The sequence below is a fragment of the Psychroflexus halocasei genome (genome assembly GCF_900107595.1).
Lineage (GTDB): Bacteria > Bacteroidota > Bacteroidia > Flavobacteriales > Flavobacteriaceae > Psychroflexus > Psychroflexus halocasei.
Genome location: NZ_FNQF01000004.1, coordinates 231,007 through 254,189 on the forward strand (window position 1 = coordinate 231,007; position 23,183 = coordinate 254,189).

Below are 23,183 nucleotides of genomic sequence, written 5' to 3' on the forward strand. Positions count from 1 at the left end.
TGATTAATCTTGTTTTTTAGCTTTCTTTGAACCTTTATAGATATCGTAACGCAATAATCGGGATTCAAGTTTTGCGTTAAAAACTTTAATTTTCCGTGATGGTCTTAAGCCAACATGCTTCATTGCTCCACCCTCTACTACTGCGATAAACCAAGCTGTTGTGTCAGGATAGCCTTGTTTAAGCGTATCTCCTATTTTGCTATAAAACTCAGGAATATCAATATCTAAACGTTCTCCGTAAGGCGGATTGAACAACATGTGCAAATGACGTTCTGTTTCTTTTTCTGTTTCAAAAAAGTCTTTTCTTTCAACTTCGATAAACTCTGAAAGGTTTGCGTTTTTCACATTCTGAATTGCTTTTTCTACAGCTGAAGGCGCTTTATCATAAGCTTTAATTTTAAAGTGAAAAGGTCTGATTTTCTTTAAAGCTGAAGCTTTTATTTTTTCGTAAAAAGAGCGATCAAATTCAGGCCATTTCATAAAAGCAAAATCTTCTCTGTTAATGTTTGCAGGAATTTGGCAAGCAATCATCGCTGCCTCGATCGCAATTGTACCACTTCCACACATCGGGTCAAGAAAATCACATTGACCATCCCAACCAGAAGCTAAAAGCAAACTTGCTGCAAGAACTTCATTAATTGGAGCAATATTGGTCGCAGATTTATAGTTTCTTTTAAAAAGAGGTTCACCAGAAGTATTGATGCTCAAGTTGCATTGAAAACGATCAATATGAACGTTTAAACGAAAGTCTGGTTCTTTGGTATCAATATTAGGTCGGGTTGAAAATTTATCTCTAAACCTATCTACAATCGCATCTTTTGCTCTAAAAACAACATAGCGCGAATGGTTGAATACTTCAGAGTTAACAGTTGAATCAATGGCAAAGCTTCCATTTTTGTCAATATAATCTTCCCAAGGAAACTCATACAAACGTTGATAAAAATCTTGCTCGTTCTCAATTCTGAAAGATTTGATGGGTTTAAGAATACTAATCGCTGTTCTTAAACAAAGGTTGGCTTTATACATAAAGCCTGTATCACCTTCAAAACTCACGTGTCTCACGCCTTCTTTCACGTTCATTCCGCCGAGATTCTTAATTTCTTTAGCCAAAACAGATTCAAATCCGTGTAATGACTTGGCGGTCATTGAAAAGTTTTCCATCATCATAAATTTTGCACAAAAATACATTTGTATCTTTAATCTTCCTTCTATTTAAGAAATAATACTTTATAAATTTTTTCATTTTATGAAGTTCAACAGAAATAGAAAAAATTTAATTAATATCTTTGCACGCATTTTTTCAAACACTTAATCTTCTGGATGAATATTATTCTACCACCCGTTATAGCTGTAGGCATAGGCTTTATTGCTGCTTACTTTCTCAATAAAAAAAACTTTTCTGTTAATTTACTTCTGGCTTTTAGTGGTGCTTTTTTGCTTTCTATTACTGTTTTAGAGTTTCTACCCAGTATTTATGAAAGCGGAAACCCTGATGTTGGCTTTTATATATTAATTGGTCTTTTATTACAGATTATTTTGGAGTATTTATCAGGAGGTGCCGAGCATGGTCATTTGCATATTGATAAAAGCAAAACAACTTTCCCTTGGGTTTTATTTGTTAGTTTATGTTTACATTCATTTTTAGAAGGTTTGCCTTTACATCATGGACATCATTTAATGTATGCCGTTATTATTCATAAAGTTCCTGTTGCCATTATCATTGCTTCTTTTTTGTTTAAAACAGAAATGAGTAAAGGAAAAATTAGTTTCTTTTTGATTTTGTTTGGTTTAATGACACCACTTGGTGCTTTTATGCAACAATCTTTTGATTTCATAAGTACTTACAGTATTTATTTTGACGCTCTTGTTGTGGGAATTTTTCTGCATGTTTCAACCACAATTTTATTTGAATCTTCGAAAGATCATAAATTCAATTTATCCAAATTTGGAATGATTCTTCTTGGAATCGTCATTGCATTATTGATTTAAAAGAGAAAGAAATTGACATTTTTAAATTGATAAATCTAAATAAGTTGCGATGCTCAACATCATGATATTTATTAAAGAAATACTGAATATCAAAAAATACATTTTTGATTTTTCTTTGATGAGTTTATAAAGACTATATAAAAAATTAAATATTAAAATTACTAAAAAAGGTAAGCTTAATAATTCTCCGAAAAACCTGACAACATCAATTGCTTCAATAGGCTTATCACTTATAAAAACTAATAGAGAAAAATATATCAAAATTGGTAAACAGGAATAAAAACCGATTTTATCAAAAATACTTTTTGTTTTTATCATGCTATATTTGTTTTATCAGATATAAATATAACAGTCCAGTTATTATAGCAATCCCAAAACTCATCAATGTTCCGATGAGAATATACTCGGTTAATTTTCTGTCTTTAGCTCTTGACAAATCACTAAATCTAAAAACAGATTTTGCTGTTATTAATAGGCCAATTGCACTCCATTGATCCAGAATAATGAATATAAAAATGAAAAGACGCTCTAAAACTCCAATATATTGACCTGCGTTTTTCAGTGAGTCCGAAGTTTTATCTTCCTTCATTACCCATTTACCCATTAATACCTTCATCAAAATTGAAGACACAAAAGTGATGAACAAAATCACTAGAATTGATAAAAGTATCTCAGGTGAATTAATCTTTCTCAATGAAATCTCAAAAGGTTCATTTATATAGACAACACCAATAATAACAAGGATGTGAAGTATTTGATCCATGGCAAACAACAACCTTGTATTTAAACGTTTATCTAAATTAATTTTAATCAAATCTATCAATAAATGACTTCCGACAAGGATTAAAATCGATAGCCAATATGACCAATCAAAACCCAACAAAACAATAAGTGCAAAGAGATGGATTAGACCATGAAAATAAAAGTATTTAGATTTATAAGTATTTTTTCTTTTGCCCTCTACCCATTTACTTGGTTGAAAAACAAAGTCTCCCAAAACATGAGCTATCAATAATTTGATGAGTAAAATACTTATCATTTTAAAATATTTTTCATGTAAAATTGATTCATTGCCATTATTTCATCAAAACCTCCTCTCTTTAAAGCTTCGCTAATATTACTTTGAGATTTAGCAAGTAATTCCGCTAATTCTCTTTGATTTTTATCAGGGTTTTCGATTGCAGTTTTAATCACTTCTGAGACAACAACGCTCCAATGATCAGCAGTCAATAATGATAAATCCAACATGATATTTAAGGCTTCGTTTAAATCCTTATCATCTGTTTTTATGGCTAAAGTTTGTTTCTTTAGACTCTCAAAACACTCTCCAGAGTTCACGTAAGCACTACCATTAGATTCTGTTATTTTTTGAGATTTATGCTTTTCGCTGCCAACACCTATTGCTAATCTCACATCTTGAATTTTAGTTTGCTTTATCATTGATTTAATGTGAAGTGCAGCTATTAAAGCTTTCTCAGGATTTATAGATAACTGAAAGCTATCACCTCTATAAATTTCCCAAGTTTGGGGCTCACTCCCATATTGATTGAGTGTGTTTTTAAGAAGATTCAACCAATTTTGAGAATCATCTTTTTTTGAATTAACAATATCACCGGTTATTACAGCTATCATATAGGCTTTTATCAAATATAATTGATTCATACAAAACTGGCAAGTTTATCCCCTTAAAAACAGATAATTATAAATATCCCTTTAAAAGCAGATAATTATAGTTATCCTATTTTCAGGAGATAAAGCTAATCCTCAAAATAAATCTGTTTTGATTTCCTATACTCTGAAGGTCTTTTACCCATAATTTTATGAAATGTATTGCTAAAAGTTGGTAAACTATGATAGCCAACTCTCGTCGCAACTTCTGAAATATTATAGTTTGGATTCATCAAAAGTTCTAAAGATTTAAATATTCTCAACTGTGTATAATATTTGATAAAGGACATATTTAAGTTCTTTTTAAATAAGCGATACAAAGATTTATCAGTCATGCTAAATTTTGATGCCAACTGAGGCAGCAAGTGTTCTTCATAAATATGTTCTGACAAATAATTAATAACCAGGTTGAGGCGATGATCTTTGGGATGTGGTAATTCTAAAAGCAAAGACTGAGAAGCCGTTTGCTGAAGCAAAGCTCTAAAAGCATCGACAATTACATATTTATTTTTTTGAATTTGAAAAACATCTCCTTGCCAATTTTTAGTAAAAAGCAATAGTTCAATTAAAAGTGAATTAATAGGATAAATTCCTATTTTATTATAAAAACTCAAAGCTTGATGAGCAATAGGAAAGTATAAATTTTTCATGACGACATTTGATGAACTTGGGTAAATTGCATGTTCAACCCGAGGCGGAATCCACATATAATGTCGTGCAGGTAAATAATGAGTACCTACATTTGTTTTGACATGAACAACGCCGCCTTCAGCATACAAAAACTGTCCTTTTTGATGTTGATGTGATTCAACAAAACTTTCTCCTTTTAAGTTGAAATAACAATAAATACTAGCCGGATGTTTATCAACTTCAGTTAAATAATATTTACTATTCATCAGAAAATAATGTTTTGCACTAAATTAATAAATTAATGTCTTACTTAAATAAGTAGACATCAAATATGTTATATAAATTGCAGAAGTGCTTTTTAGCAAATGCATAAAATACATCCCAAAGATTAATCAATTTGAAAATAAATTGGATTAATATTTATTAAAAGATACAATTATGAAAAAAAATAGAATTAATTACACAGCATATCTTGATAGGATTCAGTCACCAGAAAAAGCGTCATTATTAATTAAAAATAATGATGTTTTAGGTGTTAGCGGTTTCACAAAAGCAGGTGACAGCAAAGCTGTTCTACCAAATGTCGCAAAAAGAGCACTATCCGAAGATGTAAAAGTAACCGTGTTAAGCGGCGCTTCACTAGGATATAATACCGATGCCGACTTAGCTAAAAATGGTGCTTTGCACAAACGAATGCCTTTTCAGGCAGATCCAACACTTAGAAAAAGCATCAATAGTCACGAAGTTCTTTACGTTGATCAACATTTAGGTCAAACTGCCGATATGCTTCAGCATGTCGATAATTTCAAAATTGATGTTGCAATTATTGAAGCTGTTTCCATCACTAAAGATGGTTTTATTATACCAACATCATCAGTTGGAAACTCACCTGTTTTTGCAGATAAAGCAGAAAAAATTATCATCGAAATTAACACCACATTTCCTGAAAGTTTGGAGGGCATTCATGACATCAAGTTTTTAAAAAAACAACCTCATCGTGATATTATTCCTGTATTGCGCTCTGAAACAAGAATCGGGGTTCCATACATCAAAATAGATCCTGAAAAAGTTGCAGCCATTGTGTTTACTGAAGTTCCTGACAGTCCTGCTGTTATTTCTGATCCTGATGAAAAAACAACAGCAATCTCTAATCATATTCTTCAGTTTTTAGAAAAAGAAGTTGATGAAGGCAGGTTAACAGAATCTCTTTTGCCTCTACAAGCAGGCATTGGCAAAACAGCAAATGCCATTCTCTCAGGCTTTGTTAACAGCAGATTCAAAGACTTGACAATGTATTCTGAAGTCCTTCAAGACAGTACTTTTGAGTTGTTTGATTCTGGTAAATTATTATTTGCTTCAGCTTCATCAATTACAGTAACAGAAGAATGCTTGAAAAGGATCTTTAATAATTTTGAAGACTATAAAGACAAACTACTTTTAAGACCACAAAACATCAGTAATGCTGCTGAAGTGATCAGCCGATTAGGTGTTATTGGTATCAACACAGCTATTGAGTTTGATATTTATGGCAACGTCAATTCAACACATATCACTGGTACAAAAATGATGAATGGTATTGGTGGTTCTGGAGATTTTGCAAGAAATGGCTACCTCAGTATTTTTGCTTGTCCTTCGATTTCAAAAGAAGGTCGAATTTCACATATTGTTCCTATGGTTTCGCACACCGATCACACTGAACACGATGTTGATATTTTAGTCACAGAACAAGGTTTGGCAGATATTAGAGGTTTAGCACCAATAGAAAGAGCGAAAGTGATTATAGAAAATTGTGCGCATCCAGAATACAAAGAACAGTTGATGAATTATTTTACAGAAGCTTCAAAATTGGGCGGACATACACCTCATATTCTTGAGGAAACATTAAGCTGGCACACTAATTTAAAAACACATGGCACAATGAAAATTGAAGAATTTGCAATTCATTAAAATTCAGTTTATAAAGCTAAAATATAATTTATCATACGCTAAAAGCTGATCAATCTATAAAATTGCTCAGCTTTATTTGTTTAATCTCAATACCGATTATGATTTTAAAATTCCAGCTTTTTTAATAAAAGCTTTGCTTTGCTCTGTATCAACTTTAGAAAATAAACTCACACTCACATAAATGACTAAAGAAACTGAAATTCCAATAATAGCTTGCGTTGCTGAAGCAATTTCCCAAGCAACTGGCAAATCAACATCTAAAGCGACGAGTAAATTATAACTTGAAAATAAGAGCCCAAATACCATTGATGCAATTGCAGCTTTTGAAGTGCCCCTTGCCCATACAAAACCTAATACCAAAGGAACAAAAGCTCCACTTGTGAGGAAATCTGAACCTATCCAAGAGATTTTTAAAACTGATTTTATTTTTAAAGCAAATAATAAAGCGATTGCACCCATTAAAAAAGTGGATGAACGCGCAATAACAACTTGTAGCTTAGAACTTGCTTTAGGATTGATATAATTTTTATAAATATCAACAGTTAAAGACAAAGCGCCAGTATTAATCAATGAATCCATTGTAGACATAATCGCTGCACAAAGTCCGACAAACATCATCGCACTCATCACGGAATTTGGTAATTGACTAATCATTTCAGGGACAATACCGGCTTTAGGAACTGTATCAAACATCACTGAAGAAAACATTCCTGTATAAGTGACCATTAAATAAAGTGGGATAAAAGCAATAAAGCTAATGATCATCATTTTTTTGGCGTCAGTTGCTTTTTTAGCTGCCGAAATACGCTGCCAAATATTGGCTTGAATCATCCATGATGTTCCAAAAGTAATTACATAAGCTAAATTATCAGCCACATTGGAAAAGAAAGAAGTGTAACCTACTTTTTCATTAGCATTCGCAACAGCTTTAACAGCTTCGATACCGCCAGATTCTGTATAAGTGTAATAAAACAAAAATATGCCTGTAAATAAGAAAAATAGAAATTGTAAAAAGTCAGTTATAACAACACCTTTAAATCCACCAAACAAAGAATAAGTTAACACAATTAAAATCCCTAAAATACAGCCAGTTGTATAACTCATATCAAAGAAAGCTTGAAAAAACTTACCTACAACGATCACCTGAACGGCAGAAGCAATGATCATAAAAATAATAATGAATATCGTCAGCAACAATGCAACCTTACTATTGTAGCGTTCCTTCATCAATTGAGGTTGAGATATTGTTCCGATATTTCTGATGCCTTTTGCAAAAACATACATCAAAGCAGTGGCGATTAAAACAGGAACACCGTAAATCCAGAAAGAACTTAACCCGTTTTTATGTGCGTGATCTACAAGATCAATCGCTGAACCTCCGCCCCACCAAGATGCGATAAATGTGATCGCTAATAACCATGCTGGAAGTTGGCGCGATGCCAAAAAATAATCTTCACTATTTTCACTTTTTCTATTCCAAATGCCCAAAGCAATTATTGCAAACACATAGATGGAAAGAAAAACAATTGTAAGTGTTGTATTTGGCATTGTTAGCTTTATAGTTTTGGTTGGGTTTCGTTTTTAAACGGATTACAAATAAACAGATTATTTTGTGATCTAAAAATTAAGATTACCTGAAAGATCAGCTTTAACAAGTGTTTAGCGAAAGAAAAGAAATTCCTTCTAAACTTTATTGATGTTAAACATTTTGGATTATTTCTTTATAAATGGAATTTATCCTAATTTTGTTTTCTACTTTAGAAGAGCTTACTTTTATGAGAACAACATTAACACACATCAAAAAAATTGAACTTAGCAAAAGTCTTGTCCTTCCTTTAGCTGAAAAAATTACAGCTGGATTTCCGAGTCCCGCTGAAGATTTTCTCGATTTAAGTATTGATTTAAACAAAGAATTTATCAAGCATCCAAATGCAACATTTTTCGGTAAAGTAAGTGGTGATAGCATGATTGATGCTGGCCTTAATGATGGTGATTTGTTGATTATTGACAAGAGTTTAGAACCCAAAAACAACAGCATTGCAGTTTGTTTTTTAGATGGCGAATTTACCGTCAAACGTGTTTTATGTGAAAAAGATAAGTTATGGCTCGTTGCAGAAAATAAAAATTACCAACCCATCCCTGTTTATCCTGAAAATGATTTTGTTATTTGGGGAATTGTGACCACAGTTATCAAAAAAATATCATAATGTTTGCCTTAGTTGATTGCAATAATTTTTATGCCTCTTGTGAGCGTGTGTTCAACCCAAGTTTACGAGAAGTGCCTATCGCAATTTTATCAAATAATGATGGCTGTGTGATCGCAAGAAGCAATGAAGCCAAAGCACTCGGCATCCCAATGGGTGCGCCAGCTTTTAAATTTGAAAAGATTTTTAAACAAAAAAATATCAAAGTCTTTTCATCCAATTATGCACTTTATGGCGATATGAGTGCACGCGTGATGAATATTTTAAGTGAATTTACACCTGATATTGAAATTTACAGTATTGATGAATCTTTTTTATACTTTAAAGGTTATGATAAAATAGGCCTTGAAAAGCATTTACAAAAAATGAAAAAAACCGTTGAGAAATCAACAGGAATACCCATCAGCATTGGTGTTGCAGAAACGAAAACATTAAGTAAAGTTGCTAACAGAATTGCAAAAAAATTTCCGAAACATACTGGTGGAATCTATATTATCAAGAATGAAGAATTACGCCTCAAAGCTTTGAAATGGCTCTCCATTGGAGATATTTGGGGAATTGGCAGACAGCATCAAAAACGCTTAGAAGCTTTAGGTTTACAAAAAGCTTATGAATTTGCTCAACTCAATGATGATTGGGTGAGAAAACACATGACAGTTGTTGGTTTACGTCTTAAAAAAGAATTAGAAGGCGAGCAAACTTTAGGTCTTGAAGGCATCACTAATAAGAAAGCAATTGCCACCACACGCTCTTTCGATTATGAGTACAAAGATTTAGATTATATCACCGAACGTATTTGCAGTTATGCGATTATTTGTGGCGAAAAATTGCGTCGTCAAGATAGCTGTTGTCAATCTATTCATGTTTTTCTAAAAAGTAACAGGTTTCGAGAAAATACGACTTATCACAGCAGAGGTTTTACAGTGCAACTTCCCTACCCGACCAACTCGAGCTTAGATTTAGTAAAATTTGCTAAAAAAGCTTTACACCAAATTTATAAGCAAGATATTTCGTATAAGAAAGCTGGTGTTATTGTAAGTCGAATAACACCAGAAAATGAAAAACAAACCTCGCTTTTTACGGAAGAAAACCCGAAACATTTTCCTTTGATGAAAAAAATTGATGCGCTTAATGAAAGTTATGGAAAGCACACCATCAAGTTTGGAAATCAAGATTTAAAACACCGTTGGAAAATGCGCCAAAATCATTTAAGTCAGAATTACTCAACAAAATTGACAGATGTTATTGAAATTAAAGCTGATTAATCAATTCACTATCAAAATTGATCAAAGTAAAAGCGATGCTCTCAACTGCGTCTTTCATAATATCAAAATCTAAAGTTTCAATGGTATCACTTGGTTTATGATAATTAGGATTACCATGACCTCCAGTGCCAATCACCATTACTGCAGGAATATCAAACTGCCAATAATTACGATGATCTGATGGTCCGTTATTTTTATAATTATCAGCATAAGTTAAATGTCGAGAACCAATTTTACCTTGATGTTTTAATAAGGAAGATATATTTTTATTAAAATTGATATGCTTCTTGATTCCTGAAACAATCAAACTATTTTTTTCTTTCTCAATGTTTGTCGATGACTTTTCATCTCGATAATAGCCAATCATTTCAAGAGCAATCATACCTAAATAATTATTTTCAGATATATTCAAAGATTGTGCATGGATAAAACTTCCCATTTCTTTTTTCTTAAAAAAAGGAGGTTCTTCAAGACAAAAAGAAACAAAATCAATTCCATAGTCCAAAGGCAATTTGCTTTGAGCTAGCATCCGCGAAATCTCTAACAAACCTGCGACACTACTCGCATTGTCATCGGCGCCTGGTTGTTCTTTGTAAACATCGTAATGTGCGCCTATAATAAATCGTTCTTGTTTTTCTGGTTGATGTTTTGCGATTACATTTTCATAAATTTCATTATTAACCTTCCATTTTTGACGGTGAACATTCGAGCCCGTTTTATAAAATTCAGACTCAATATAATCAGCAGCTTTTGCCAGACTCTCAGTATTTTTGTAATTTCTGTAAGGATAAATGGAAGTCAGGAAATCGACTGTATTATATAAATTTTTTTTGCTTGCTTCCATATTTATCTTTGAGAAGTATTTCATTTTTTCTAAAATACAAATTAAGTATATTCAAATAAAAGCTCACTAAATACATGTTAAAAACAATTGTATTTGTAAATTCAAATCATGGAAAATTCAACAGAAACAGAGCTTATTTTTAAGTTCTCAGAAGAAGCACATCTTAAAAACTGGAAAATAGTGGATGATGCTGTGATGGGCGGAAAATCTTCAAGCGAAATAAAACTTGATGAGCAGGGTAACGGGCTTTTTGCAGGGCAAGTTTCATTAAAAAACAACGGTGGATTTTCATCAGTACGCCATCGTTTTTCAAAGAAAAATATTGAAGAATATACACACCTGATTATTGAATTAAAAGGAGACAAAAAAGAATATCAGTTGAGAATTAGAAAAAACTCGGATGATCAACATGTTTACAAAACACACTTTAAAACTTCAGGTTATTGGGAAGTCATAAAAATTCCGTTTCATGAAATGTCTCCAACTTTTAGAGGTCAAAAACTTGATATGGCCAACTTTTCAGGAGAACATTTAGAAGAAATAGGGTTTTTAATCGCAAACAAAAAAGAAGAAAACTTTCAACTTATTATTAAAAAAATCGAGTTGGGATAAGGTCAAGCTTAATTGCTTTATTTAAGAATCTTGTTTAACTTTATGATGCAAATCTGATATTAGATATCTCATCATTTAATTAATTTTTATGGCATTTAAAGATTATTATAAAATTTTAGAAATTCCTAAAACTGCAACTGATAAAGAAATCAAAACTGCTTTCAGAAAGCTTGTTCGTAAATATCACCCAGATTTAAACCCTGATAATAAAGAAGCCGAGGCGAAATTTAAGGAAGTGAATGAAGCCAATGAAGTTTTGAGTGATCCTGAAAAACGTAAAAAGTATGATAAATACAGTCAATACGGTGAAGATTGGAAACATGGTGAAGCATACGAAAAAGCACAGCAACAACAAAGACAATATCAATCTCAACATCATCAATCACAACAAAATTTTTCAGAGGAAGAGTTTTCAGATTTTTTTGAATCGATGTTTGGAGGTCGAGCATCATCGGCTAAACGTGGGCAAAGCTCAAAATTTAAAGGTCAAGATTTTAATGCTGAATTGCATTTAGATCTCAAAACAGTTTATACTTCACAAAAACAAGTTTTAACTTTAAATGACAAAAAAATACGATTAACAATCCCTGCTGGTGTTGAAAATGGGCAAGTCATTAAAATTAAAGGAAAAGGTGGACCTGGCATAAATGGCGGGCCAAATGGTGATTTATTTATCAAAATAATCATCAACAATAACACTCAATTTAAACGTCAAGGTGATAACTTATATCTAGACTATCAGTTAGACTTATATACAGCGATCTTGGGTGGCGAAATTACAATTGACACATTTGATGGTCAGGTTAAATTAAATGTCAAACCTGAAACAGAAAACGGAACAAAAGTCAAATTAAAAGGCAAAGGTTTTCCAGTTTATAAAAAAGACGAAAAATATGGTGATTTAATTGTCACTTATCAGCTTGAAATTCCAAAAACCTTAAGTGAAAAAGAAAAGAACTTGTTTAAAGAATTACAAAAAATCAAATCAGAATGAAAAATCAAGATTTCATAGAGACAAAAACTATTTGTTATCATTACAATATTGAGGTTTCATTAATCAATACATTGAGTGAAATGCAATTGATCAATATTGAAATAATCGAACAGAAGCCGTTTATACATCAAGATCAAATCGGTCTTTTGGAAAAAATAATCAGGTTAAGAAATGAATTAAACGTCAACCTTGAAGGAATTGATGTTATTTTAAATTTACTTGAAAAAGAAAAAGAACTTAAAAAAGAAGTCAACTTTCTAAAAAACAGGCTAAGACTTTATGAAAATGAATAATAAACTTCCTTTATTCATTAACGAGCATTTTAACTTCAGGAAAAAACAGCATATTCAATAATATCTATCTACAGTTATCGAAAAGGAGAATTTAAGCTTATCAGATTATAAGTCGTCATGACAAAATATGTGAATACTAGGCAAATTTCGATTTTAACTTGTCTACTGGTCAGATAAAAGATTAGAGGGAGTTTGAAGATGGTGAGAATAATCAAAAGATTTATAAAGCCTAAAAAGATAATTTTTATAAAAAGAGCTTAAAACTTAATTTAAGCAACCAAAAACTTAGAGAAATTAAAATAGTATTACCGACAAATAAATATGAACTTTATCTTTAAAAACTCTTTAAACATTTGAAAAGTTCTTTTGTAAAAATAACAAAAGCCTCAATCTCTTGAGGCTTTTCAATTAAAAATTGTCCTTAATTATTTTGGCATGATCACAGTGTCGATAACATGAATGACGCCATTGCTACCATTTACATCAGTCGCAACAATTTCACTGTAATTATCTTTTGAATCTTTGATCCAAATTTTTCCATCTTTTTGCATCACAGTCAACATTTGACCGTTTAAAGCTTTTAATTCAACCGATCCCTTGCCTTCTTTTAAAGCAGCCATAACATCAGATGCTGTTATTTTTCCAGCGATAACATGGTAAGTTAAAATATTAGCCAATGCTTTTTTATTCTTTGCTTCCAGTAAAGAATTTAAGGTTTTAGAATCAATTTTATCAAAGGCACTATTTGTTGGTGCAAAAACGGTAAATGGCCCGTCACCTTGTAAGGCCTCAACTAAGTCCGCTGCTTTTAAAGCAGTTACTAAAGTTGAAAAATCTTTGTTCTCAACAGCCACATCGACTATTGTTTTTTGTGCAAATACACTGGTAGATAAACCCATTGTGAATGCAACTGTTAAAATAAAAGCTAACTTTTTCATGATTTTAATTTTTTTTAAAATTATACACTGTAAATATAATCATGAATTTATTTTGTTTAACTTATTTAACCTTTTATTAAACAAAATAATATTTTGAATGAATTACTCAAAAATTTATAAAATGAAATCAATATGTATGCTATTTATTTTTTTGGCTTAAGCTTATTTTTTATAAAATGAATTCCAACAAGCCCAAAAGCACCACCTAGAAATGAAATTAAGAGATTAATGATCAGCAAAAGGAAATCTGCATGCCCTGTTTCCATAATTGAAACAGGGTCAAACCCAATCCTTCCAAAAAACTTAATAAAAAAAATACTTCCAAAAATGCCAGCGATTGTATTTCCTGTCAATCCCATCGAATATTTTTTATTAAAATACGCAAGACCGTTTGCACCTAAAATGCCTATGAAAATACTTAAAAGTGAAATAAGAGTTTCTGTCATCTTAACTATTACTTAAAATTAAATCATCTTAAAAAAAGGGTTTAATGTTCACCATAGCCAACATCATCCATTTTACCTCTAAAAACTCTGTATTGTATAAACATATAAACAACAACTAAAACGGCTGCTATTATAAACCAGTAGACACCGACTGATAAACCATAATCATCAGCTGCTACATTGTGTATTGTTAATGAGGGATTGACATCATTGGTGGATGGCAAAACTTTTGGAAATATTGATGCCACCGTTGAACTTAATCCTCCAAGTAAAAATAATGACGAAAACAAAAATCCTAAACCATGCTTCTTAAATTTCTTGACATTAAATAATCCGAAAAGCCCAAATAAAGTTATTCCTGGTAAAACCCAAAGTAAAGGTTGCTCCATAAAATTTTTAAAAGGCTGAGGATCTACATAATGCCAAACGAAAACTGAGCAAATTACAAGGAGTACCAAAACGATATTTAAATTAAAAACAACTTTTTTTAAACGTTCATTAATACTCGAATTTGTTTTAAAGATAATCCAGTTTGCACCATGTATTGTCAAAGCGACAACACTTATTATACCTAAAAGTAAAGTGAACCAATCAATTATACCAAGGTGTTCAGCGTTTGGACTAAATGTTGGATTCCATAAAGGTAAAAAGAAATAATGTGCTTCATGAGTTGAAACACCGTCTGTAACCATTCCTAAATTGACACCTCTAACAACATTCCCTAAAGCGATTCCAAAAAATAAGGCTAATAATAAACTTGCAAGGCCAAATGATTTATCCCATATGGCTTCCCACATTTTATTTTTTAATTGTCCGCGCAACTCTAAGCCAATTGCTCTGAAGATAAGTAGCCACAAAATAAAAATAAGAGGCAAATAAAATCCGCTAAATGAAACTGCATATAATGTTGGAAAAGCAAAAAATAAAACACCTCCAACAGCAATAAGCCATACTTCGTTAGCATCCCAAAAAGGGCCAATAGCGTTTGTTATTGCTTTTTTATCTTTATCATTTTTACCAAAAAACAAATGTATAATACCCGCACCAAAATCATAACCATCTAGGATGATGTAAGTGACAAGCATAACCATTAACACGATGTACCAAAATAATTCCATAATTAAATTTCTTTTGAAGTTTCAGGACCTTTATTGATAATCTTTCCTGCTAATATTAAAAATAACATACCTAATAAAAGATATAAACCTATGAAGCCTAACAAGGTAAATAAGGTGTTACCAGATGAAACATTAGGAGAAATTCCATCAGCAGTTTTTAATAAATTATAAACTAACCATGGCTGTCGACCTAATTCTGCGGTGTACCAACCTGCGGTATTAGCGATATAAGGAAAAGGAATCATAAATACTAAAAGCCACAAGATCCACTTGGTTGAGTAAAGCTTTTTTCTAAACAATTGAATAAGAGCAATACCTAATAAAGCTATAAAAATGGTGCCTAATCCTACCATAATATGATAAGCATAATACAATCCTGGAATATTGGTTGGATATAAACTTTCGTCAAACTCATTAAGACCTTTTATTTCAGCATCCCATCTTTGGTAAGTCAAAAAACTTAGCACGTTAGGTACAGCAAGTTTATTATCCAGCTTCTTATTTTCAACATCTGGTTGCCCAATTAATATAATTTCGGATCCACCTTCTTCAGTTTCAAAAATACCTTCCATCGCTGCAAAGGCAACTGGTTGATGTTTTACTACATTTTTAGCTGCTAAATCACCAGTAGGGAAAGCTGCTAACACACTAGAAATCAATCCGAAAATAACGCCTGTTTTCACAAACAATTTCCCAAATTTGCTGTGTTTATTATTTAATATATAAAATGCACCAACACCTGCAATTACAAATGATGTTGTAATCACAGAACCCATTTGGTTATGTAAAAAAGATGGCAACAACCAAGGATTAGAGAATAACGCCCCAAAATTATTAAGGACGAATTTACCGTTTTCTAAAATTTCATACCCCACAGGATGTTGCATCCACGAATGTGTGGCGATAATCAGATATCCACTCGCCCACGATCCCAAAAAGACTAAGAATCCAGTTAAGAAATGTAACTTTTGACCCAGTAATTTTTCACCAAAAAGGAAAAGTCCTAAAAAGGAAGATTCAAGAAAGAAAGAAAACATCCCTTCCATGGCCAATGTCTGTCCTATAATTCCTCCTGTTAATTCTGAGAATTTCGCCCAATTAGTTCCAAACTGAAACTCCATTGGAATTCCTGTAACAACACCCATAACAAAATTCAATGCAAAAATTTTCATCCAAAATTTTGCAGCATCATTAAAGACAGTCTCTTTTGTTCTCAAAAATCGCCATTTAAAATAAACAACAATCAAAGCGAGACCCATTGTCAATTGAGGAAACAAGTAATGAAATGTGATCGTGAATGCGAACTGCATGCGATCATAGAAAAGCATATCTTCCATAATTAAAAGCTTTTGCTTATTTGAAATGAATCCCAAAATTAAATAATCAATATATTATTGTGTGTAACATTGATTACATCTAATCGGAAATATTTGAAGTTTAACACATTGTTTTCAAGCCTTTTATATTTTAAATATTATTTTTTGATGAGTCATTTAATACTTTCAACGATGATTTTTCTTATTTTTAAGAATTATATAATACAATACCACTTATGAATAATAAAATTAAGAACATCGCTATTTTGTCATCTGCATTAACCACTATAGGTTTTCTAATGGATGGTGATGTCAAAGAGCCAAGTATGCTGATGAGATTTGTTGAGTTTTTCGGCATGTTCTCAATTTTATTTATTTTGATTTACTCAGTTTATGCAATCAAAAGATTTGCTTTCAAGAAAAAATAATCGCTTTTAAAGTATTGATTTAAAGAATTTTATAACATTTGATTATCATTTCTTTAATGCTCATCTCGATCAAGTCTTGCTATTTTTAATAAAAATTAAAAACGATTAAAATGGCAAAAGATCACGGGAAACAAATCAAAAACGATGAGCAATATGAAGCGCTCAGAGATGAAGGCATGAGCAAAGAAAAAGCTGCACGAATTGCAAATACTGACGATGCAGGAGAAAAAGGTGGTGAAAGCAAGAAATATGAAAAACGCACCAAGAAAGAATTAGACGAAAAAGCCAAGGAAATCGGTATTGAAGGTTATTCTCAAATGACAAAAGATGAGTTAATTGACGAACTCAGAAATCATTAATTAAAAAATCCTTTGACAGCTAAGAGTCATATGATTATTATTTAAAATAAGGTGCATATTGCATGACTCTGAAATCTAAAGTATTCATCTCAGGATTTTGTTTTTTGAGTTTTTTATAAAGCGGCATACTTCCCACTGCTCTATTAGCTGCGCCAGATGGTGCTGTTAACGAGACGGTTTCAATAATTCTGTTATGGATTTGAAATTGATGAATTCTCGGCACTTCATCAATTATTTTTTTAAGTTTTATTTCTGGATAATTTTTTAAATGTTTTCTAAAAAAATATTCTGGTCCATTTTTAGAATTTCCTCCTGTAAACAAAAGCGTTTTTAATGATTGATGACTTTTTAAAATTGAAATTATTGGTCTTAATTTGGCGTTTTGAATTCCTAAATCTGAAGCGTCAATCTTTTCACGATAAGCACATTCCACCATATCACAGACGCCAATTTTATTCGTTTTTAAAAAATTGATACGTTGCTGCTTTGCTTCTACTGTGTTTTCAAAAACCAAATTCAAATCAAATATTCGATTTAGAATTTGCCACAATTGACCATCACGACTCCCGTAGCAAAAGTCAACATCATCTGGCTTTAAATCACCAGTGGTAAAACGTGGAGGCGGTAAAGTACCTACAATCAGTTTTTCTGTTCCTTCAGAAATAAAAGGCGGATAAGGATGTTGATGTTTAAACATGAAATTTATTTTTTTCGCCACTGATTATCAGCAGGATTTGCATCCATCCAAATACCGTTTTCAAATTTTATCTCAGAAATATTCTTATGACCTTTTAATTGAATTTCTGCTTTCTTTGAATTTTCTTTCCAAATTTCAGGTGATTGATGATAAACTTTTCGACTTCCATCTTTCATAAGTATTACAAGATCAAATGGTGCTGGCATTCCGCCAACATTCTCAATCGTTACATTGACATTATCATTTCCAAACTCTACCTCTTTAATAGCATAACCAATGTAGTTATTTGTAAAAAACCAAGCATGCCAAAACCAAGTTAAGTTTTGACCTGTTGACTCGTTAAAACTATTGAAAAAATCCCAAGGAATCGGATGTTTACCATTCCAATCCTTCATGTAGGTTTTTAGTGATTTCTCAAAATCTTCATCACCTAATAAATCTTTAAGCGCTAAATAAGCTAAACCGGCTTTTCCGTATTGATTTGTGCCTGAACCACTTCCACTCAACATATTTGAAGGTGTAATGATTGGTAAATCTTGCTCTAAAGACGGATTATTAATCCAACGCTTTACACGAAATCTTTTAAAATTTTCTGTAGCTTTTCTTTTCCCTAAATTTTCACTTCCGATTAAATACTCAAGAGCTGTTGCCCAACCTTCATCCATAAATCCGAATCTTGTTTCGTTGGTTCCCATGTAAAAAGGAAAATAAGTATGTGCAATTTCATGTTCAGCAACAAACCTCGTAAAGTCAGGATCTTCGCGAGAACTGTCATTCGCCATCATCGGGTATTCCATATCAGCAAAACCTCTCACGATTGACATTTTTGAATAAGGATAAGGAATACCTGGTGTGTGATTTGAAAACCATTTTAAAGCATATTTGGCGTAATCAACCATTTTTTTGAAATCTTGAGAAGGCTCATCATAAGCTGCTTGTACACTTGCTCTTCTTCCTGTTTCTTGATCAACTACAACACTTCCTGCATCCCAATTATAAGTGTTGCTTAAAGCGATGGCAATATCTGTAATGTTCTCAACCTTCCATTGCCAGGTGTTTGTTTTACTTTGATTAGTAATTTTACCATTTTCTAAATCCTCCTGATCAACAATATGAATGACTTTGTTTGACGTCATTGATTCTTCTAGTAAATCAGCGTACTTTTTCTGTAAAACTTCTTCAGGATTAAGCAAATCACCTGTTGCCCAGACGATATAGTCTTTAGGAATTGTGACTTTAAAATTGTAATCACCAAAATCATTATAAAACTCTTTAGAGCCAGCAAAAATCATTTTATCCCAGCCTTCATAATCATCATAAACAGCGACTCTTGGATAAAAATAGGCTAGAAAAAAAGTAGTCGAATCAATAGCACCTTCCCTTCCACTTTGCTTTGATACCTCAAAATTCCATTCGAAATCTAATTCAATATTTTCATTTGGTAATAATGGCTCATCAAGCTTCACCATTTGATTAATGCTGTTATTATTGTTTTTCCAATCTTTTGATATGCCGTTTTCTTTATAAGAAGTAATTTGCATTCCTGATGTTAAGTAATCATCTGAAACAGGACGTAATCTTGGCGCAGCAGGTTTATGATGATTTAAAATCAACTTGTAGTTTAATGACTTTAAAGTATCAGGAGAGTTATTTGTGTAAGTGATTTTAGCTTTTCCTTCAACTATTCTGCTCGGCGGATTAACTTTGATATGGATATCATAATCAGCTTCGTTCTGCCAATAATTTTCTCCTGGTCGTCCGTCTTTTGAACGCGTTCCGTTTTCGTAGGCTTTTTTGACACTTCGTGGTTGATATAAATCTTGAGCACTGATAAATCCTGTGAGCAAAACACAAGAAATTGTCAAAACAACTTTTCTGAAAACCATAACTTTGAGCATTTTTTGATGAAACCCTCAAAGTTATGAGATTTGTTTAAGAACTGTGGTCTAAGAAAGATTAATTTTCTATTCCATCTCAATAACTAAATCGTCACTGTGAAGCATTGTCCCTTCCGAAAGATAGATTTTCTTAATTTTCCCACTTGTGTTCGATGTAATTGTTGTTCCCATCTTCATGGCTTCAATCACAAAAAGCGGCTGATTCTTATCAACAGTATCGCCTTCCTTCACCATTATGGAAGCCAATGAACCTTGTAAAGGTGCACCAACTTGTTTTGGATTATTTTTATCCACTTTTTGATGAACAATCTTTTCAACATCAATTGAATGATCTTTGATAAGTATACTTCTTGTTTGTCCGTTTATTTTAAAGAAAACTTCTTTTTCGCCATCTTCATTAGCTTCAGTGATTGAGACAAGTTCAATAAGAAGTGTTTTCCCTTTATCGAGTTCAACAATAATTTCTTCGCCAGGCTTCATTCCGTAAAAGAAATTTTTTGTTGGTATTTGCATCACTTTTCCATACTTCACATAATGATTATATAAATCTGTAAAAACTTTTGGATATAATTTATAAGACAAAAAATCTGTCATCTCCCACTCTCTATCCATGCCTTCATCAAATTCCTTTTTAAAAGCTTTAAATTCTTTATCAAAATCAATAGGATCTAAATGAGCATTTGGTCTATCTGTGTATGGTTTTTCGCCGCGCAAAACAATTTTCTGAACATCTTCAGGAAATCCGCCAACAGGCTGACCTAAATCACCTTTAAAGAAACTTTTGACAGATTCAGGAAAAGACAAGCTATCTCCTTTCGCCATAAAATCTTGAATACTCAAATTATTACTCACTAAATATTGCGCCATATCGCCAACAACTTTACTACTTGGCGTCACTTTAATAACATTCCCAAATAATTCGTTGACTTGAGAATACATATCCGTGATTTCTGTAAATCTATCTTTTAAACCTAATGATTCTGCTTGAGGAATTAAGTTAGAGTATTGACCGCCAGGAATTTCATGTTTATAAACTTCAGCCGTTCCTGACTTAAGACCAGATTCAAATGGATAATAATATTCACGCACATCAGACCAATAAGTTGAATATTCATTGAGTTTCTGAATATCCAATTCATTTTCTCTTGGCTGATAACGCATACTTTCAGCTAATGAATTAAAGTTTGGTTGAGATGTTAATCCGCTCAATCCAGCTAAAGCAACATCGACAACATCAACCCCAGCTTCAATTGCTTTAAGATAAGTCGCTGACTGAATTGAAGAGGTGTCATGAGTATGTAAATGAATCGGAATATCAACTTCAGATTTTAAAGCTGTGATCAATTCTTTAGCAGCATAAGGTTTTAATAAACCAGCCATATCTTTAATCGCTAAAATATGAGCACCAGCGTTTTCAATATCTTTAGCGAGTTGTAAATAATAATCTAAAGTATATTTTTTGTGATCAGGATTTAAGATATCGCCAGTGTAGCACATGGATCCTTCAGCAATTCCTTTGGTATGCTTACGAACATGTTCAATTGTTGGGCCAATTGATTTCATCCAGTTTTGAGAATCAAAAATTCTAAAAATGTCAATTCCATTTTCCCAAGATTCAGCAACAAAGCGTTCGATTAGATTATCGGGATAAGCCGTATATCCGACGCCATTTGAGCCACGCAACAACATTTGTAAAAGCACATTTGGCATGGCTTCCCTTAAAATACGCAAACGCTCCCAAGGATTTTCCTTTAAGAAACGCATACAAACATCAAAAGTAGCACCGCCCCAAACTTCCATACTGAAAACTTCAGGATGATTTTTCGCAAAACCCTCAGCGACTTTCTGCAAATCATAAGTTCTCATTCGTGTTGCCAACAGACTTTGATGTGCATCACGCATTGTGGTATCTGTATAATGAATTTTCTTTTCATCCTTTAACCACTTTGAGAATCCTTCAGGTCCTAATTCTGTCAGAATATCTTTTGTTCCTTTCGGATGGTTTTGCTCTTTATTAAACTTAGGGACATTTGGTTTGATTAATTTTTTATTTGGATCAGTAAATTTTACATCTTCATGTCCATTTACAATCACATCACCAAGAAAGTTAAGCATTTTAGTCGCTCTGTTTCTTGGCTCTTTAATCTTGAAAAGTTCTGGTGTGTTTTGAATATAATTAACGGTCACTTTTCCTTCTCTAAAAGTTGAATCATTCAGAATATTATTCAGGAAAGCCATATTGGTTTTAACACCACGCACTCGAAACTCTGCAAGCGTACGACTCATTTTTCGACAAGCACCATCAAGCGTTCGGCTATTGGCAGTGATTTTCGTTAACATAGAATCAAAAAAAGGAGAAATAGTCACACCTTGATAAACACTACCTGCATCTAAACGAATACCAAAGCCGCTCGCACTTCTGTAGGTAGTAATTGTGCCATAATCAGGTTTAAAATCATTTTTAGGATCCTCGGTTGTAATTCGGCATTGTACAGCAAAGCCGTTTGTATGAACTTTATCTTGGCCATAAATCTTAATCTGCTGATCAGAAAGATGATAGCCACCAGCGATAAACAATTGAGACTTGACGATATCAATGCCTGTGACAACTTCAGTTACCGTGTGTTCGACTTGAATTCTCGGATTGACTTCAATAAAGTAAATACTTTGATCTTCATCAACTAAAAACTCAACAGTTCCTGCATTACTATAATTAACAGCTTTACCGATATTCAGTGCATATTCGTAAAGTTTGTTTTTCACTTCATCTGATAAACCAATTGAAGGCGCAATTTCTATTACTTTTTGATAACGACGTTGTACTGAGCAATCCCTTTCAAATAAATGAACGAGATCACCATGTTGATCACCTAATATTTGAATTTCGATGTGTTTAGGGTTTTCAACAAATTTCTCTATAAAAACAGTATCGTCACCAAAAGCATTTGCTGCTTCACGTTTAGATTCTGGAAAAGCTTTTTTGAGTTGATCTTGATCACGAATCACACGCATTCCTCTTCCGCCACCACCAGAAGCAGCTTTAAGCATGACGGGATAACCGATTTCATCAGCTTCTTTCAATGCAATTTCTACAGAAGTTAATTCCTCTTTGTTGCTTTCAATGACTGGAACATCATTATCAATCGCCACTTGTTTTGCTGTGACTTTGTCTCCCAAAGATTTTAAAACAGAAACATCTGGACCGATAAAGATGATCCCATTGTCCTGACAAGCTTGAGCGAAATCAGCATTTTCAGAAAGAAAACCATAACCAGGATGAATGGCATCAATGTCATTTTCTTTTGCAACTCTTATAATTTCAGCTATGTTTAAATAAGGTTTAAGAGGCTCTTCATCTTCACCAACTTGGTAGGCTTCATCAGCTTTATAACGGTGAAGAGAATAACGGTCTTCAAAAGTGTAAATACCGACAGTTCTCAAGCCGATCTCTGAACAAGCTCTAAATATACGGATGGCAATTTCACCTCTATTGGCAACCAATACTTTTTTAATTTTCATCAGATAGGAATTTTATGT

23 protein-coding genes are annotated in these 23,183 nt (G+C 32.5%); 9 read left to right on the top strand and 14 right to left on the bottom strand.

The window, feature by feature from the left end; genetic code table 11:
- Positions 1-3: 3 nt before the first annotated feature.
- A complete protein-coding gene (locus BLV84_RS06620; RefSeq protein WP_093242000.1) occupies positions 4-1,164 on the bottom strand; it encodes a THUMP domain-containing class I SAM-dependent RNA methyltransferase in 1,161 nt (386 codons plus the stop codon).
- A gap of 156 nt (positions 1,165-1,320) precedes the next feature.
- On the opposite strand from BLV84_RS06620, the gene BLV84_RS06625 reads away from it, so the two are divergent.
- Entirely contained in the window at positions 1,321-1,989 is a 669-nt protein-coding gene (locus BLV84_RS06625; RefSeq protein ID WP_093242005.1) for a ZIP family metal transporter, read from the top strand.
- A 21-nt stretch (positions 1,990-2,010) separates the two neighbouring features.
- Here BLV84_RS06625 and BLV84_RS06630 read toward each other — a convergent pair whose 3' ends face one another.
- From BLV84_RS06630 to BLV84_RS06645, 4 genes are all read right to left on the bottom strand, one after another.
- A complete protein-coding gene (locus BLV84_RS06630) occupies positions 2,011-2,307 on the bottom strand; it encodes a hypothetical protein (RefSeq protein WP_093242010.1) in 297 nt (98 codons plus the stop codon).
- A 1-nt stretch (position 2,308) separates the two neighbouring features.
- Positions 2,309-3,028 carry a DUF3307 domain-containing protein gene (locus BLV84_RS06635; protein WP_093242014.1) on the bottom strand — a complete coding sequence of 240 codons (720 nt, stop codon included), beginning with the start codon at positions 3,026-3,028 and terminating at the stop codon, positions 2,309-2,311.
- Complete coding sequence (locus BLV84_RS06640) at positions 3,025-3,621, bottom strand: SatD family protein (RefSeq protein ID WP_093242303.1); 597 nt, start codon at positions 3,619-3,621, stop codon at positions 3,025-3,027. The genes BLV84_RS06635 and BLV84_RS06640 overlap by 4 nt, the downstream gene beginning before the upstream one ends.
- A gap of 125 nt (positions 3,622-3,746) precedes the next feature.
- Positions 3,747-4,553 (bottom strand): helix-turn-helix domain-containing protein, encoded by an 807-nt coding sequence (locus BLV84_RS06645; protein ID WP_093242019.1) that lies wholly within the window; start codon positions 4,551-4,553, stop codon positions 3,747-3,749.
- Between the two features lie 172 nt (positions 4,554-4,725).
- On the opposite strand from BLV84_RS06645, the gene BLV84_RS06650 reads away from it, so the two are divergent.
- Complete coding sequence (locus BLV84_RS06650; protein ID WP_093242024.1) at positions 4,726-6,234, top strand: succinate CoA transferase; 1,509 nt, start codon at positions 4,726-4,728, stop codon at positions 6,232-6,234.
- Positions 6,235-6,330: 96 nt separating this feature from the next.
- On the opposite strand, the gene BLV84_RS06655 is transcribed toward BLV84_RS06650, so the two are convergent.
- Positions 6,331-7,782: a sodium:solute symporter family protein gene (locus BLV84_RS06655; protein WP_093242029.1), complete on the bottom strand. Its 1,452-nt coding sequence runs from the start codon at positions 7,780-7,782 to the stop codon at positions 6,331-6,333.
- Positions 7,783-8,009: 227 nt separating this feature from the next.
- Between BLV84_RS06655 and BLV84_RS06660 the strand changes: the two genes are divergently transcribed.
- Together BLV84_RS06660 and BLV84_RS06665 are read left to right on the top strand one after the other, a co-directional pair.
- Positions 8,010-8,441 (top strand): LexA family protein, encoded by a 432-nt coding sequence (locus BLV84_RS06660; RefSeq protein WP_093242307.1) that lies wholly within the window; start codon positions 8,010-8,012, stop codon positions 8,439-8,441.
- Entirely contained in the window at positions 8,441-9,703 is a 1,263-nt protein-coding gene (locus BLV84_RS06665) for a Y-family DNA polymerase (protein WP_093242034.1), read from the top strand. The genes BLV84_RS06660 and BLV84_RS06665 overlap by 1 nt, the downstream gene beginning before the upstream one ends.
- Here the strand turns inward: BLV84_RS06665 and BLV84_RS06670 are convergent.
- Positions 9,690-10,547 carry a M28 family peptidase gene (locus BLV84_RS06670; RefSeq protein WP_159429398.1) on the bottom strand — a complete coding sequence of 286 codons (858 nt, stop codon included), beginning with the start codon at positions 10,545-10,547 and terminating at the stop codon, positions 9,690-9,692. The two genes, BLV84_RS06665 and BLV84_RS06670, sit on opposite strands and share 14 nt — an antisense overlap.
- A gap of 108 nt (positions 10,548-10,655) precedes the next feature.
- Between BLV84_RS06670 and BLV84_RS06675 the strand changes: the two genes are divergently transcribed.
- The 3 genes from BLV84_RS06675 to BLV84_RS06685 all read left to right on the top strand — a co-directional run bounded on the left by BLV84_RS06675 (position 10,656) and on the right by BLV84_RS06685 (position 12,446).
- Entirely contained in the window at positions 10,656-11,159 is a 504-nt protein-coding gene (locus tag BLV84_RS06675; protein WP_093242041.1) for a CIA30 family protein, read from the top strand.
- Between the two features lie 88 nt (positions 11,160-11,247).
- Positions 11,248-12,153: a DnaJ C-terminal domain-containing protein gene (locus tag BLV84_RS06680; RefSeq protein ID WP_093242046.1), complete on the top strand. Its 906-nt coding sequence runs from the start codon at positions 11,248-11,250 to the stop codon at positions 12,151-12,153.
- Complete coding sequence (locus BLV84_RS06685) at positions 12,150-12,446, top strand: chaperone modulator CbpM (protein WP_093242050.1); 297 nt, start codon at positions 12,150-12,152, stop codon at positions 12,444-12,446. The genes BLV84_RS06680 and BLV84_RS06685 overlap by 4 nt, the downstream gene beginning before the upstream one ends.
- A gap of 425 nt (positions 12,447-12,871) precedes the next feature.
- Here BLV84_RS06685 and BLV84_RS06690 read toward each other — a convergent pair whose 3' ends face one another.
- The 4 genes from BLV84_RS06690 to BLV84_RS06705 form a co-directional block, all read right to left on the bottom strand.
- Positions 12,872-13,384: a fasciclin domain-containing protein gene (locus BLV84_RS06690; protein WP_093242055.1), complete on the bottom strand. Its 513-nt coding sequence runs from the start codon at positions 13,382-13,384 to the stop codon at positions 12,872-12,874.
- A gap of 143 nt (positions 13,385-13,527) precedes the next feature.
- The gene (locus BLV84_RS06695) at positions 13,528-13,830 is read right to left on the bottom strand and encodes a hypothetical protein (RefSeq protein ID WP_093242060.1); all 303 of its coding nucleotides are present in this window, start codon (positions 13,828-13,830) and stop codon (positions 13,528-13,530) included.
- Between the two features lie 41 nt (positions 13,831-13,871).
- On the bottom strand, positions 13,872-14,948 hold the full coding sequence (gene cydB, locus BLV84_RS06700) for a cytochrome d ubiquinol oxidase subunit II (protein WP_093242065.1): 1,077 nt from the start codon (positions 14,946-14,948) through the stop codon (positions 13,872-13,874).
- A 2-nt stretch (positions 14,949-14,950) separates the two neighbouring features.
- A complete protein-coding gene (locus BLV84_RS06705; RefSeq protein ID WP_093242069.1) occupies positions 14,951-16,285 on the bottom strand; it encodes a cytochrome ubiquinol oxidase subunit I in 1,335 nt (444 codons plus the stop codon).
- A gap of 215 nt (positions 16,286-16,500) precedes the next feature.
- On the opposite strand from BLV84_RS06705, the gene BLV84_RS12440 reads away from it, so the two are divergent.
- Entirely contained in the window at positions 16,501-16,692 is a 192-nt protein-coding gene (locus BLV84_RS12440; protein ID WP_143521334.1) for a hypothetical protein, read from the top strand.
- Between the two features lie 110 nt (positions 16,693-16,802).
- Positions 16,803-17,051, top strand: coding sequence for a DUF7218 family protein (locus tag BLV84_RS06710; RefSeq protein WP_093242074.1), 249 nt, complete (start codon positions 16,803-16,805; stop codon positions 17,049-17,051).
- 37 nt (positions 17,052-17,088) lie between these two features.
- On the opposite strand, the gene BLV84_RS06715 is transcribed toward BLV84_RS06710, so the two are convergent.
- The 3 genes from BLV84_RS06715 to BLV84_RS06725 form a co-directional block, all read right to left on the bottom strand.
- Entirely contained in the window at positions 17,089-17,748 is a 660-nt protein-coding gene (locus BLV84_RS06715; protein ID WP_093242312.1) for a uracil-DNA glycosylase family protein, read from the bottom strand.
- A gap of 5 nt (positions 17,749-17,753) precedes the next feature.
- Positions 17,754-19,646 (bottom strand): M1 family metallopeptidase, encoded by a 1,893-nt coding sequence (locus BLV84_RS06720; RefSeq protein ID WP_234953108.1) that lies wholly within the window; start codon positions 19,644-19,646, stop codon positions 17,754-17,756.
- A 66-nt stretch (positions 19,647-19,712) separates the two neighbouring features.
- Positions 19,713-23,165 carry a pyruvate carboxylase gene (locus tag BLV84_RS06725; RefSeq protein WP_093242079.1) on the bottom strand — a complete coding sequence of 1,151 codons (3,453 nt, stop codon included), beginning with the start codon at positions 23,163-23,165 and terminating at the stop codon, positions 19,713-19,715.
- Positions 23,166-23,183 lie beyond the last annotated feature (18 nt).

Bases quoted from the DNA above. Each gene is read 5' to 3' on its own strand.
- BLV84_RS06620 (WP_093242000.1), bottom strand. From the start codon at position 1,164: ATGATGGAAAACTTTTCAATGACCGCCAAGTCATTACACGGATTTGAA.
- BLV84_RS06625 (WP_093242005.1), top strand. From the start codon at position 1,321: ATGAATATTATTCTACCACCCGTTATAGCTGTAGGCATAGGCTTTATT.
- BLV84_RS06630 (WP_093242010.1), bottom strand. From the start codon at position 2,307: ATGATAAAAACAAAAAGTATTTTTGATAAAATCGGTTTTTATTCCTGT.
- BLV84_RS06635 (WP_093242014.1), bottom strand. From the start codon at position 3,028: ATGATAAGTATTTTACTCATCAAATTATTGATAGCTCATGTTTTGGGA.
- BLV84_RS06640 (WP_093242303.1), bottom strand. From the start codon at position 3,621: ATGATAGCTGTAATAACCGGTGATATTGTTAATTCAAAAAAAGATGAT.
- BLV84_RS06645 (WP_093242019.1), bottom strand. From the start codon at position 4,553: ATGAATAGTAAATATTATTTAACTGAAGTTGATAAACATCCGGCTAGT.
- BLV84_RS06650 (WP_093242024.1), top strand. From the start codon at position 4,726: ATGAAAAAAAATAGAATTAATTACACAGCATATCTTGATAGGATTCAG.
- BLV84_RS06655 (WP_093242029.1), bottom strand. From the start codon at position 7,782: ATGCCAAATACAACACTTACAATTGTTTTTCTTTCCATCTATGTGTTT.
- BLV84_RS06660 (WP_093242307.1), top strand. From the start codon at position 8,010: ATGAGAACAACATTAACACACATCAAAAAAATTGAACTTAGCAAAAGT.
- BLV84_RS06665 (WP_093242034.1), top strand. From the start codon at position 8,441: ATGTTTGCCTTAGTTGATTGCAATAATTTTTATGCCTCTTGTGAGCGT.
- BLV84_RS06670 (WP_159429398.1), bottom strand. From the start codon at position 10,547: ATGGAAGCAAGCAAAAAAAATTTATATAATACAGTCGATTTCCTGACT.
- BLV84_RS06675 (WP_093242041.1), top strand. From the start codon at position 10,656: ATGGAAAATTCAACAGAAACAGAGCTTATTTTTAAGTTCTCAGAAGAA.
- BLV84_RS06680 (WP_093242046.1), top strand. From the start codon at position 11,248: ATGGCATTTAAAGATTATTATAAAATTTTAGAAATTCCTAAAACTGCA.
- BLV84_RS06685 (WP_093242050.1), top strand. From the start codon at position 12,150: ATGAAAAATCAAGATTTCATAGAGACAAAAACTATTTGTTATCATTAC.
- BLV84_RS06690 (WP_093242055.1), bottom strand. From the start codon at position 13,384: ATGAAAAAGTTAGCTTTTATTTTAACAGTTGCATTCACAATGGGTTTA.
- BLV84_RS06695 (WP_093242060.1), bottom strand. From the start codon at position 13,830: ATGACAGAAACTCTTATTTCACTTTTAAGTATTTTCATAGGCATTTTA.
- cydB (WP_093242065.1), bottom strand. From the start codon at position 14,948: ATGGAATTATTTTGGTACATCGTGTTAATGGTTATGCTTGTCACTTAC.
- BLV84_RS06705 (WP_093242069.1), bottom strand. From the start codon at position 16,285: ATGGAAGATATGCTTTTCTATGATCGCATGCAGTTCGCATTCACGATC.
- BLV84_RS12440 (WP_143521334.1), top strand. From the start codon at position 16,501: ATGAATAATAAAATTAAGAACATCGCTATTTTGTCATCTGCATTAACC.
- BLV84_RS06710 (WP_093242074.1), top strand. From the start codon at position 16,803: ATGGCAAAAGATCACGGGAAACAAATCAAAAACGATGAGCAATATGAA.
- BLV84_RS06715 (WP_093242312.1), bottom strand. From the start codon at position 17,748: ATGTTTAAACATCAACATCCTTATCCGCCTTTTATTTCTGAAGGAACA.
- BLV84_RS06720 (WP_234953108.1), bottom strand. From the start codon at position 19,646: ATGCTCAAAGTTATGGTTTTCAGAAAAGTTGTTTTGACAATTTCTTGT.
- BLV84_RS06725 (WP_093242079.1), bottom strand. From the start codon at position 23,165: ATGAAAATTAAAAAAGTATTGGTTGCCAATAGAGGTGAAATTGCCATC.